General features: G+C 62.9%; 10 protein-coding genes. 6 read left to right on the top strand and 4 right to left on the bottom strand.

The genetic code is table 11. The features are described from left to right. Window positions 1-822 precede the first annotated feature (822 nt). The 4 genes from DFO45_RS21305 (at window position 823) to DFO45_RS21290 (ending at window position 6,037) form a co-directional block, all read left to right on the top strand. Window positions 823-1,580, top strand: a protein-coding gene (locus DFO45_RS21305; RefSeq protein WP_133866454.1) for an IS5 family transposase whose coding sequence is annotated in 2 segments (ribosomal slippage) — window positions 823-1,159 and window positions 1,159-1,580 — 759 coding nt in all. Because the reading frame shifts where the segments join, the coding sequence is not laid out codon by codon here. Between the two features lie 129 nt (window positions 1,581-1,709). Beyond that, the gene (locus tag DFO45_RS21300) at window positions 1,710-4,994 is read left to right on the top strand and encodes an autotransporter serine protease (RefSeq protein ID WP_082772844.1); all 3,285 of its coding nucleotides are present in this window, start codon (window positions 1,710-1,712) and stop codon (window positions 4,992-4,994) included. Further along, window positions 4,945-5,478 carry an autotransporter outer membrane beta-barrel domain-containing protein gene (locus DFO45_RS21295; RefSeq protein ID WP_063112050.1) on the top strand — a complete coding sequence of 178 codons (534 nt, stop codon included), beginning with the start codon at window positions 4,945-4,947 and terminating at the stop codon, window positions 5,476-5,478. The genes DFO45_RS21300 and DFO45_RS21295 overlap by 50 nt, the downstream gene beginning before the upstream one ends. A 223-nt stretch (window positions 5,479-5,701) precedes the next feature. Beyond that, window positions 5,702-6,037: an IS110 family transposase gene (locus tag DFO45_RS21290; protein ID WP_063112051.1), complete on the top strand. Its 336-nt coding sequence runs from the start codon at window positions 5,702-5,704 to the stop codon at window positions 6,035-6,037. A gap of 469 nt (window positions 6,038-6,506) precedes the next feature. Here the strand turns inward: DFO45_RS21290 and DFO45_RS21285 are convergent, their stop codons facing one another. The 4 genes from DFO45_RS21285 to DFO45_RS21275 all read right to left on the bottom strand — a co-directional run bounded on the left by DFO45_RS21285 (window position 6,507) and on the right by DFO45_RS21275 (window position 9,544). Beyond that, window positions 6,507-6,869, bottom strand: coding sequence for a hypothetical protein (locus tag DFO45_RS21285; protein WP_133866436.1), 363 nt, complete (start codon window positions 6,867-6,869; stop codon window positions 6,507-6,509). A 480-nt stretch (window positions 6,870-7,349) separates the two neighbouring features. Continuing rightward, window positions 7,350-7,511, bottom strand: coding sequence for a hypothetical protein (locus DFO45_RS25005; RefSeq protein ID WP_166657207.1), 162 nt, complete (start codon window positions 7,509-7,511; stop codon window positions 7,350-7,352). Between the two features lie 11 nt (window positions 7,512-7,522). Next, window positions 7,523-7,789, bottom strand: a complete 267-nt coding sequence (locus DFO45_RS21280) for a hypothetical protein (RefSeq protein WP_133866435.1) — start codon at window positions 7,787-7,789, stop codon at window positions 7,523-7,525. A 60-nt stretch (window positions 7,790-7,849) separates the two neighbouring features. After that, window positions 7,850-9,544 (bottom strand): HAMP domain-containing methyl-accepting chemotaxis protein, encoded by a 1,695-nt coding sequence (locus DFO45_RS21275; protein ID WP_166657206.1) that lies wholly within the window; start codon window positions 9,542-9,544, stop codon window positions 7,850-7,852. Between the two features lie 484 nt (window positions 9,545-10,028). Here DFO45_RS21275 and DFO45_RS21270 point away from each other — a divergent pair, with 484 nt between their 5' ends. Continuing rightward, the gene (locus DFO45_RS21270) at window positions 10,029-10,346 is read left to right on the top strand and encodes a hypothetical protein (protein ID WP_133866433.1); all 318 of its coding nucleotides are present in this window, start codon (window positions 10,029-10,031) and stop codon (window positions 10,344-10,346) included. 202 nt (window positions 10,347-10,548) lie between these two features. Then, on the top strand, window positions 10,549-12,492 hold the full coding sequence (locus tag DFO45_RS21265; RefSeq protein ID WP_133866432.1) for a sigma-54-dependent Fis family transcriptional regulator: 1,944 nt from the start codon (window positions 10,549-10,551) through the stop codon (window positions 12,490-12,492). Window positions 12,493-12,507: the final 15 nt, after the last annotated feature.

The raw sequence follows: 12,507 nt of genomic DNA, 5'->3' as shown, positions 1-12,507 counted from the left end.
CCGTCAATTCGTGTCGGCGCATCGCTCTCTCCCCTATCGAGAGAGCTTGAATCACGCTCCTAGCCGGCAGACAAATTTATGGGGCCACTGCCTAGCGTGAGGTGTCGAGGCCTTACACCAATTGATTATAATATCGATCCGACCGCAACCCAATATATCCAGAGATAGTTTCTGAAAGTTGCTTAAATTTTCTGGACAAGCAGATTTTATGAACCGTAACCTAGACTAATTAGGTGACGAATTTTTCCATTGCCGCCATGCTCGATGGCTCTCCGAGCCAATGAGTGACAAAGGGATAGAGATACAATGCCTGACATGCTGGGCTGCGCTCGCTCTCCACCAGCGGCGAGCGACAGGCGATGCCATGTTACCGGCAGCCGCCGACCAGGGCTTTCACATCCCTGGCACCAGCACTCAAACTGAGCGATAGCTCAACAAAAAAGCACCCAAGAGAGCGATTGGCTGCACGTGTGCGCATCAAGATTCCTGCGCGACTGATGTGCCATGTCTGGCGCCGAAGGCAATCGTCGCGTCCCCTTTCTGCCATCATAGACCCTCCCACGCCCAAGTCGCGGGTGACCGGCAAGCTGACCTGAATTTCGAGCATTCGGTCCACTCCGTCACGGATGGCCGATCCTGTTTCCTATCAAGCGGTGAGTGGAATGCGCGTGAAAAGGCTTGTTCGATCAATCCCAACGGATCGCAGGGGCCGGCGGACATCTATCGCCTCGCTGCTGCGGCACACCGGCCTAGGGCTCGGACCCATAAAATAATTGGCCTTCGCAGCATGTTGTGATTCATCAGTCCGTGGAGGATCTGATGATGAGCGGAGACCGTTTCTGGCTCACGGATGCGCAGTTTGCGCGGCTTGAGCCGTATCTGCCCAGGGACACGCGCGGCAAGCCGCGTGTCGATGACCGGCGGGTGATCAGCGGCATCGTGCATGTCCTGAAATCGGGCGGCCGATGGATCGACGCGCCGCCCGAATATGGGCCGCGCAAGACGCTCTACAACCGCTTTGTCCGATGGGCTGCCAAGGGGATCTGGACAGACCTCTTCCATGCTCTCGCCAGCGCAGGAGGTCCTCCCGCCCAGGTGCTGATCGACAGTTCTGCGGTCAAAGCTCATCGCTCCGCTTCTGGTGGAAAAGGGGGGAGAGCAGTCAGGCGATCGGCCGCTCGCGGGGCGGGCGCACGACCAAAATCCATGCGCTGACAGACCGCCACTGCCGACCGGTCGCATTCCTGCTGACCGGCGGACAGGTCGCAGATTGCACCGCTGGAGCGGTTCTGCTGCGCCAGATGTCCAGTGCCCGCATCCTCCATGGTGACAAGGGCTACGATAGCGATGCGATCCGCCGACAGGTCGAGGGCATGGGCGCCATGCCGAACATTCCGCCCCGCTCCAACAGGCTCTGGAAGAACTGCTTCTCTCCCGTGCTCTACCGCGACCGAAACGCCATCGAGCGCATGTTCTGCCGCCTGAAAGACTTCCGGCGCATCGCCACACGATATGACCGCCTCGCCATCAACTTCCTTGCAGCAGTCAGCATCGCGGCAACCGTCAGCTACTGGTTATGAGTCTGGACCCTAGGGCTGGCCGCGCTCGGCGCGTCGGTGTCGCATAACGCCTTGGCGCAGAGTCTGTCCACCGCCGATCCCGCGAGTTGGCGCACGCCGGAATACAAGGCCGATTGGGGCTTGGAAGCCATGCACGCCGCCAACGCCTATGCGGCGGGCTACACCGGCCTGGGTGTGACGGTGGGTGTTGTTGATTCAGGTGTCTATAGTGCCCACCCGGAATTCGCCGATGGCCGCGTCAAGCCGCTCACCATCACCGGGACCTTCGGATCGGACGGCTTCTATTTTATGGACGGGTCCGGAAAGCCGCAGAATCAGTCGCCACAACCAAGCTTCTTCAAGGCGGGTGATTCTTATACCGCTCCGGGAACGTACAGCCCCATCTACAACGATCCACACGGGACACACGTCACAGGGACGATCGGGGCCTCCCGAGACGGCGTCGGCATGCAAGGCGTGGCGTTCAATGCCAATGTCTACGTCACCAACACACAAACGAACGACTCGGCACGATACGGAACGAACGTTGATTATGCCTACTTCAAAAACGCTTATGGTAGCCTAGCGGCGGCCGGCGCACGTGTGATTAATTCCTCTTGGGGCAGCCCGCCTACTGGAGACAATTACAACACCATCCAAGGCTTACGCACAGCTTATTCTAAATTTTCTGGCAAGCTCAGCTACGTCGACGCGCTTTCCGAGACCACAAAACAATACAATATTATTCAGGTATTTGCGGCGGGAAACACCGGATACAGCAACCCAAACGTTAGATCTTCGCTACCTTATTTCAGACCGGATCTTGAGAGCAATTGGCTTGCCGTAGGCGCAGCTGCTAAGGGGGGCAATGGCGGCCTAAATCCCGGAGATCTTGTCCTCGCGAGCTATTCAAATCGAGCCGGCGTCGCCAAATATTGGTACGTTGTCGCACCAGGCAGCGCTATCAACAGTACGGTTCCTACCTATGCGCCAGGCGCTCGATGGAATCTCGGTGAATGGGCTATCAATCCAAACAAGCAGACCGGCTACACAACAGTGAACGGCACCTCCATGGCCGCGCCCCATGCCACTGGCGCGCTGGCCCTGATCATGGAGCGATTTCCCTATATGACCAACCAGCAGGCCCGCGATGTCCTGCTCACCACGGCCTATCACCGCAACGTGGTCGCCGGCGTGGCGGATGCCAATCCCAATGCTCCCAACGCCGTCTGGGGTTGGGGCGTGATCGATCTCAATAAGGCCATGAATGGCCCAGGGCAATTTCTTGGCTCAGTCGCCGCGAACCTCCCGGCCGGCACCCGCGATACCTGGTCCAACAACATCTCCGAGGACGCCCTCATCCAGCGCAAGCAGGAGAATGACGCAGCGGCGGCCGCATGGGCAGCCCGCAAGGCCGCCCATGATCCGACACTCACCCCCGAGTGGCAGACCGAGATTCAGGTGGAGACCACGCGCGTCGCGGCTTTCGCCGATGTCCCTACCCGCGGCAGCCTGATTAAGGCCGGAGACGGCATTCTCACGCTCACCGGAACCAATAGCTATTCCGGCGGCACCACATTCGCTGGGGGTATTCTGTCGGTGGCCCGTGACGCCAACCTCGGCGCGGCGGCGGGGGGCCTTACCTTTGACGGCGGCATCCTCCAGGTCACCGGCACCAGCTTCACCACCACCGGCCGGGCCATCACCTGGGGCAACGGCGGCGGCGGCTTCGATATTGCCAGCCTGGACAATACCTTCACCCTGAACCAGTCCCTTTCCGGCACCGGCGGCCTCGCCAAGCTCGGGGCAGGAACCCTGGTTTTCACCGCCACCCACAGCTTCACCGGCCAGGCGACCCTCGCCGGCGGCGGCCTCCAGCTTACCGAAACCGCGAGCCTCATCGCCCCGGTCGTCACCTTGGCAGGAACCACCCTCACCAACGCAGGAACCCTGGCCGGCGGCGTCACCAATGCCGGCACCCTGATCACCACCGGCACCATTGCCGGCGGGCTCAGCAATACCGGCTTTGTCCAGGCCGCCGGCGTGCTCGCCGGAACGGTGAGCAATGCCTCCGGCGCAGCCGTCGCCCTCACCGGCAGCACCACAGGCATCACCCGCCTAAGCAATAACGGCGCCATCGATCTCGGCGGCACCGCCCTGACGGTCGGATCGCTCACCGGCACCACAGCCACCGCCGTTATTGGCAATGGCCAGCTCACGGTAGGCACAGACGGCAGCTCCGCCAGCTATGCCGGACAGATCGTCGATGGCGCCAGCCGCACCAGCCTCACCAAGGCCGGTGCCGGCACCCTCACCCTCACCGGCAACAACTCCTATACCGGCCTCACCACCGTCACCGGCGGCCTGCTGTCGGTGAACGGCGCCTTCTCCTCGACGCTGGCCATCGGCACCTCGGGCACCCTGCGCGGCTCCGGCACCCTCTCCGGCCCGCTGGTGGTGGCCGGGCGGCTGGCGCCGGGCAACTCGCCCGGCACCCTCACCGTCAACGGGCCGGTGACGCTCGCCAGCACCTCCACCTTCCAGACCGACATCGACGGCACCGGCACCGGAACCGGCGCGGGCAATTATTCCCGCCTCGTCACCACCGGCACCAACGGCACAGTCACCGTGGCCGGAACCCTGGCGCCCACCCTGCGCGGCATCACCGGCAGCGCAACCAACAGCTACACCCCGCCGCTGGGCACCAGCTTCACGGTGATCCAGAGCAGCGCCGGCCTCTCCGGCTCCTTCGCCGGCCTGGCCCAGCCGGCGAGCGGCCTGCCCGCCTCCACCCGCTTCGATGCCCTCTACGGCCCCACCAGCCTGGCGCTGGTGGTCACCCCGCTGTGGTACGGCAACCTGGCGGCCAACGGCCTGGCCACCACCGCCAATGCCAGCGCGCTCGGCAGCGCGGTGGACAGCATTCGCCCGGTGGCCGGCATTGCTCTGACCGGAGCCAATGCCGGGCTGTTCAACAGCCTCTACAGCCTGGCCCCGACGGCATTGGCCGCCGCCCTCAGCCAGATGACCGGCGAGGTCTATGCCTCCACCGCCGCCCAGACCTTCGATGACGCCCGCCAGGTGCGCGCCGCCATCAACGAGCGCCTGGACGACGCCACCGGGCCCAAGCCCGACAAGGCCACCGCCAAGCTCTCGTCGAGCCTGAACGTCGCCGTGTGGGCCACCGGCTACGGCGGCTGGGGCAATGCCTCCGGCGACGGCCTCGCCTCCCTGGGCTGGACCCAGAGCGGCTTCATCGCCGGTGCCGACGTCAAGGTGTTCGACACCACCCGCCTCGGCATCGCCGCCGGCTTCGGCCAGTCCGATGGCCATGTGGACAGCCTCAACTCCAAGGCCGACAACAGCCACACCGACCTGGCGCTCTATGGCGTCTCGCAACGTCGCCTTCGGCACCTTCTCCAACGGCCTGGGTAGCAGCTACAACGGCAACACCGCCCAGGTGTTCGGCGAAGTCTCGCGTCCGTTCGCTTTCGGACCGGCTCAGGTGTCGCCGTTCGCGGCGGTGGCCTATGTGAACCAGAACTTCGACGCCTTCTCCGAAACCGGCGGCGCCGCCGCACTCTCAGGCTCGGCGCAGTCCATGAGCACCACGCTTACCACCCTGGGCGCGCGGCTAAGCACCGACATGGTGGTGGGCAACGGCCTCTTCACCCCCAGCCTCAAGCTGGGCTGGCAGCATGCCTTCGGCGACGTGGACACGACGTCGGTGATGTGGCTGAACGGCTCCACCCCGTTCCTGGTCTCCGGCACGCCCATCGCCCGCGATGCGCTGGCGCTCAATGTGGGCCTCAGCTATGCCTTCAACGACGCGGTCAGCGCCGGCTTCGCCTATGACGGCGTGCTCGGCTCCGATGCGCAGAGCAACACGCTCAAGGGCAATCTGCGGGTCAATTTCTGAGCCATCCCCCAGACAAAGAGGACGGCATCCTGCATCGGATGCCGTCCTCATCACTGCCGATAACATGTATGGGTAAGTGGGTGTCCTGGCTCACCTTTTTTACGTAAGGTTACAGGGGATGTTCCGAGCCTGGAGGGCGTGAACTGATGGGGTGGATGCCCCCTCCTGCGGGCTCGTATTGTGTCCGGGCAGCGCCGTGGTGGCGCTTTCAAGGGAGGGGCACATGCCAGATGTTCATGTCCTTGCGATCGACCTGGCCAAGCGGAGTTTCCAGGTCTGCGGCACGGATCGGGGCGGGGCGGTTCTGTTCAACCGGACGGTGTCCCGCGCGAAGCTGATCCAACTGTTGAGCGCGCAGCCGCCTTGCATCGTGGCGATGGAGGCCTGCGCAACGAGCCATTATTGGGGCCGCGTCGCTCAAGGCCTTGGACGCCACGTGCGGCTGGTTCCGCCGATCTACGTGAAGCCCTTTGTGAAGCGGCAGAAGAATGATGCCGCTGACGCGGCCGCGATCGCCGAAGCCGCGCTGCGTCCGAACATGCATTGCGTCGCGGTTTGAAAAGTCATGGCTGCATGGGAAAGCACGTACCCTCGCACGCCAGCAACCGCGAACGCGAAATGCCATATCGAAAATACGAAAGTCATGTTGAATTTCGCGTCGTCCGACTTGAGGTGGTCCCCATACAATCAAAGCCACACGCTGCGCAATTCGTTCGATCTCGCGCGCAACATGGGGCGGCGAGCGATTTCATAGTGCTATAGCGAAAACGTAGTGATCATCACTATCGGACGCGGCCCGCCACTCACTCCTATAAATCATTGAAAATAAACGATTTTATTTCAAACGACGATCGTCGCCCCCCACATTCTGAGATGGCCTGTTTTCTCGCGCGCGCGAGGCTTTGCACACGTGCGCCGTGAATCTTGGTCGTGTGATGTCGCGCGCAAATCGAATGTCACCGCGCGCAGGATCGGATCTCACGCCTCGCGGCACCGCCTGAACGGGTCTGGCCACATTCGTGGCAAAGTCAGTGGGCGCCTTCGCTGCGGAACTCGATTTCGGTCCACACCGGGCGGCCGAGAGTGTCGATCTGGTAGCGTGCCTCGACCGAAAACGAGACGATCCGCTCGGCGCCATCTGCCTTAGCCTTTACCGAATCTCGTAGCACGAACTGGTTCTTTTCTGGCTCGTGGATGATGACTGCAGTTCGGCTGGGGCACAGCGGAGGCTTAGCTATGCCGTACCGAAGCAAACCGGTACTCAGTTCGGGCTTGAGGGCGTGACACACGTCTTGGAGAGCGACTTCAACATGCACGTTCTCCCGCGGGAGATTCTGGGCGTGGAGGATGTCGTCGTGCGCGGTGCTGACGGTCAGGAGCAGCGGCAGCAAAGATAAGCCCATCTTAGATAGGGCTGGCCGGCCTATAAGCATCTCACCAATCCACATCTTCGCATGGCACCGCGTGATGCCTGATGCCATCGAGATTTGCGCGAGCCTCACCATGACGCCTTGCGTTGCGTCATTAGATAGTTTGCCTGCTATTCATTTTCTGCCCCAGAATACCATCAACAGGTGTTTCAAGTGGCTTCAGGTCAAACTTCGCCATGCCGGAGGATAACCAGCCCTCGCAGGAAACGACCGTTCCAGGATAGCCGAATGCCCGCCGTTGACCGTCGGTGGCGGATACCTGCCATAGTCGGGCGTATCGCTAAGGAACGAGGGGGGCCCGATGGCTGCAGGAGTTGGCACCTGCCTTCTCCGCCGGGATGCGGGTGTGGTGAGACCAGTCACGGCAGCGGTCTCCGGAATAAAAGGTCATACGACTGGCGGGCCGCTGGCGACGCGGAAGTCGGCTTCGGCGATGCCGATTTAGCGGATCACCTCCCCGTCTTCGGCACAGAGGCGGGCGGCGTGCACGCCCCAGGTGGCCGCCCGGTCGTCGAGACCAGAGGCTGAAAGCACTTTGGGTGCATCGGCCAGCAGGCGCTCCATGGCGTCGAGGCCGTCATCTTTTGCTGAACGATGCCTCAACACATCACCGTTCAGGCCTCGCGGTCGCGGCAGCCTTCGGCAATTTTGTTGGCTGTGTCGGAATAGGACTGCGCAACCTCGATGAACGGCCCGACGCAAAGATCAAGGGACAGGTCGCGGTTCAGGGCGCCGGCAAGCTCCTGAAGCCGTTCGGCTGCGGCTGCTATTTTCGTCAATGCCGCCTCACGCTCCTGCTCCGACAGCGGCGTGCCGTGCTTGAGCATCCGCCTCAATTGAAGCTGATCATTCGCGATTACGCTGGAAGCCGGCGGCGCCATTTTTGTCCTCCCATTTTTTGAGAACATCCCCGGTGGCGCAGCCGCCGGGGATGTCAAGCGTCACGCGGCGTTCAGATCGCGAACGAAGGCTTCCACGACCTCCTTCAGATCAGCTGCCTGACCGGAGAGCCCTTCAGACAATGCGAGCAGTTCCGTGGAAGCAGAGCCCGTCATCTCGGCGGCCTGGCCGACCCCGGTGATATTCTGGGTCACCTGTTGCGTGCCGTTGGCAGCCCGCTGGCAGTTCTGTGCGATCTCGTTCGTTGCGGCGCCCTGCTGCTCGACGGCACCGGCGATGGAGGAGGAGATCTGCTTCATGTCCGAGATCACGCGGATGATCTCCGCCATGGAACTGACCGTGCCCTGAGTGGACTGCTGGATCTCCGAGATCTTCGCCGCAATCTCATCCGTTGCGCGACCTGTCTGCGAAGCAAGCTGCTTCACTTCGGAAGCCACCACAGCAAAGCCCTTGCCAGCCTCTCCGGCGCGGGCGGACTCGATTGTCGCATTGAGCGCCAGCAGATTGGTCTGGTCCGCAATACCTTTGATGAGATTGATGACGTCGCCAATGGCCGTCGCGGACGTGGCCAGTTCGGCAATGCGGGAGTTCGATGTCTCCGCCTCGTTGAAGGCGACATCAGCCACCTTCGCCGAATGGCTGACCTGCGCGGTGATCTCCCGCACCGATGCGGCGAGTTCCTCCGACGAGGACGCGACCGTCTGGACATTGACGGCAGCTTCCTCGGACGCCTCGGCGACAGCCTGCGCCTGGCGGGAGGTCTGCTCTGCCGTCGCCGAAAGATTGCGCGCCGAGCCAGCCACCTGATCGGAGGAGGCGGCAAAGGCCGAGGACAGCTCCTTCATACGGGAGACGAAGTCCTGGGCAAGCTTGCTGCGCCGGTCGAGCAGGCGCCGCTCCTCGGCCTCGCGGGCCGCCTGCGCTTGGCGAACGACTTCCGCCTCCGACAGCTGACCACGCAGGATCTCAAGAGAGCCAGCCATTCCGCCGATCTCATCCTTGCGCTCGGTACCCGGAACCACCTGGTCGAGCTTACCCTCGCCCAGATTCTTCATGATGGCCATCATCTGCTGGATCGGCGCGACGATGCCGCCACGCACCAGGAAAATGGCCAGCGCCAGAACGAGCACAGTCGCGAACCCGATGCTGCCCGGTGTCGCTTTTGCCGTGAACGCGGATTCGGTGCTGAGGGCATTACTGGTCGACTGGATCTGCTCATCCAGCTTCGTATTGAACGCCACCATCTTCTCGGCAAGGCGCCGGATGGCGGGCTCGCAGATAGTCATCATCTGCTTGATCGCGAGGGCATCGGCTTCATCGCTTTTCGGCCCGTTCGCCGCACGCAACGTTTCAGCGCAGTCGGTGCTGAGAATGCGGGCGTGCTCTCTCTTGAACTCGTCCAGCGAGGACGCAATGGCAGGATATTCGCCCGCAGCCTTGGTAATCCGATCTTCGAAATTTTTGAAGTTCGTAGCTTGCGTCCGCTTCCCCACCGCGACCTCTTCCTCGTTGGTCGCAGCGATGGTCTTATAAGTCGACGCAATTTCTTCGATCATGGAGCGATTGGCCCTGGCGATGTTCACGACCGCGCGCGCCGGTCCATCGAGAAGGTCCGAATAGGTCCCGTCTATCTTTGTGATGCTGTGGGATGAAAATAAGGAGCCTGCCAAACTGACAAGTCCGAGCATCAGCAGAAGAACCGATATCTTCCACGAAATGGATATATTCTTATACATAGCCGCTCCCCGCATACGTTTGATCCGCATCCGGACCGATTAGCGGAAGCGAGGCTTGCTTCAAGCTGCCTTTACACGGTTTAAGGGTACCGCTTCAGCTTGAGTTTCATGGCTTTTTGGGGAACGCAAGCCTTAGCTATGACCCAACTCATTGATTTTCCTGAACCTTAATTACCTTACGTAAGGATCCAGAATGGGAGCATTTCCAGAGGTCCCCACAGCGTTCCGGCTGCGCTCATTGCGCAGACCTCTTCTGGTCGAGCGACCACATTTTCCCGAACACCCGTTTTCGGAGCGCCGTCCCGTTTCTAAAAACGCGTAATTGCAGTGGCTTATTCGCAGTTTTAAGGTGTTATGATATTGTTGTGGCAGCGCTAGACGCCTCTTCACACAGCGAGATCATCATGAGCCGAAGCGAGCAAAGCTGGAGACGACGACGCACGTCGCCCTCTTCACCACCACTGAGCCCTTTGGCGCCGCCATTGTGGCAGGCGTCGACGCCGAGACGCGGCACGCTCTGGTGCACTCCTTCGCCTACGTCGCCGTCGCGCTCGACGACCGCCTGCCCGAGGGCATGCTTGGGCGCCTTAAGACTGAGGCCCTTTCGCCGGATGCCGAGGCCTTGTCCCTGCCGGAGATCGAGGTCGACGTGATCGAGGCGCTGACAGAGCTGGCCGTCGAACAGGGCCATATCGAGCGGCCGCCGGAGACGGCCGTGGGCGGCGATCAGGCCGGCGCGGCAGGGCGTCCGCGCATCGCCGCGCAAGCAGCCTGCTTGCGATCCACGCAGATAGCGCATTAACTGTGCGTTGGATGGGCCGCAGAAGCCCACCGCGAGGAAATGCAGCTGGAGGTGTTGGCAGCGGTGGACATGATCCGCCGCGCTGGCGGGTGAGCCCCTGAGGCAGACGCGCGCGTCCCGGGTGACCGTCAGGCCATGTCCACGCTTCCGCTGGGTCGGACGCCAGGGCTTCCCCTTGCCGCCCCCGTAGGAAGGACGCGACATGGACCAGCGGGACATCCGTTTGGCTTGGGAAACATTCCTGACCGATGGCCGCCCACCCGTGGGCGTTTCGGCTTCTTTGCTGGCGTCCTGGCAGCGCTCCCGCACGCTTGGCGTCGGCGCAGGGCGCACCGAGGCGCCATTGGCGGACGAGCCGGAGATCTTCCGGCGGCGCTCGCAGAATGCCAGCCTTGTGGGCGCCGCCCGTCCTGCGTTGGATCGCTCGACCCGCTTCCTGGCAGATGCCGCCTCCATGATGATCCTGGCCGATGCCAGCGGTTTCATTGTCGAGACCGCAGGCGATCAGCGGGTCATGGACAAGGGCCGGCGCAATCATCTGGAAACCGGCGGGCGGTGGGATGAAGCCACCATCGGCACCAATGCCATCGGCACCGCCCTGGCGGATGGGCGTTCGGTGGAGATCTGCGGGGCTGAGCATTTTTGCGAGGAGGTGCAGCGCTGGACCTGCGCCGCCACGCCGGTGCGCCATCCCCTGGATGGCGAACTTCTCGGCGTGGTGGATATCTCGGGGCCGGCGGCATCGTTCAATCCGCAAAGCCTGTCGCTGGCGGTGGCCATCGGCCAGGAGATCGAGGCCTCGCTCGGCCGCGCCGCGAAGATGGAGCACGAGGTGCTGTTGCGGCATTTCGTGTCGAAGCGTTCCATTTGGTTGAGCGAAGACATCCTGGTGGTGGATCGGCGCGGCATGCTGGTGCATGCCGCGCACAAGGCCGGGTCGACCGGCAGTGGCCTGGCGGGCGACATCCGCCAGATGATCGGCGCCGCCTCCCAAGAGGCCTGGGAGGCCAATTGCCGGCGCCGTTTCCCCAATGCCAGCCTGGAGGTGGTGAAGCGCGATGATGCGGTGGTCGGCTGCCTCATCGTTCTGCATACGGCGCGGCGTCGGTCGGCATCACCGGCGGCGGTGCCCCGTCCGGCGGGAGAAGACGGGCTCGCGTTTGAGCGGATCCTCGGCAATGACCCGGCACTGCACGCGGCGCGCGAGCGGGCGCGGCGGCTGGCGGCCAATCGGTTGCCTATCCTCATTGAGGGGGAGACCGGCGTCGGCAAGGAGTTGTTTGCCCGTGCCATCAAGGGCGCTAGCCCGGATCCGGACGGACCTTTCGTGCCGGTGAACTGTGGCGGCATGGCCCGGGAACTGATCGCCAGCGAACTGTTCGGCTATGCCAAGGGCGCGTTCACGGGTGCCGACGAACATGGCCGCGCCGGCAAGATCGAGAAAGCGGACGGCGGCATCCTGTGCCTGGACGAAATCGGCGAAATGCCTCTCGACCTGCAATCCTATCTGCTGCGGGTGCTCGAGGATGGCGTGGTCTATCGCGTCGGCGAGCACGAGGGCCGCCGGGTCAATATCCGCATCCTGGCCATGACCAATCGCGACCTGCTGGCGGAGGTGGAGGCCGGGCGTTTCCGCCGCGATCTTTATTATCGCATCGCCGCCGCGCGGCTGCGCATTCCCCCCCTGCGCGAGCGGGGGGCGGATATTGTCACTCTGGCGCAGACATTCGCCGCAGCGGCCGCCAGCCGGCTGGGACGCAGTTCGCTTGTCTTCTCCGCTGCGGCACTGGACCGGATGCAGGCCTATAGCTGGCCGGGCAACATCCGCGAACTGCGCAACGTGGTGGATACCCTGGTGGCATTGGCGGAGGGCGATCGGCTGAACGAAAGCGACCTGCCGCCCGAGGTGCTCGCAGCACCGTCTCGCTCTCCAGCGCCTGTCTCCCGCCCGCTCAACAACGGCAGTGAGGGTTCTCCCCCACCGCCTGGCGCGGATCTCAAGGCGGCTGAACGCGCTGCCATTCTGGCCCAGGTGACTGCGTGTGGCGGCAACCTCACCGAAGCTGCGCGACGCCTCGGCATTGCCCGCTCGACCCTCTATGTGCGCCTCGCCGAGTATGGTGATGGGCGTGTGCTCAAGAATTGACATCCGCTCCGGCCC

The sequence above is a fragment of the Azorhizobium sp. AG788 genome, from assembly GCF_004364705.1.
GTDB lineage: Bacteria > Pseudomonadota > Alphaproteobacteria > Rhizobiales > Xanthobacteraceae > Azorhizobium > Azorhizobium caulinodans.
The sequence above is the reverse complement of the archived record's forward strand: the minus strand, read 5'-3'. Positions and strand labels throughout refer to the sequence as shown.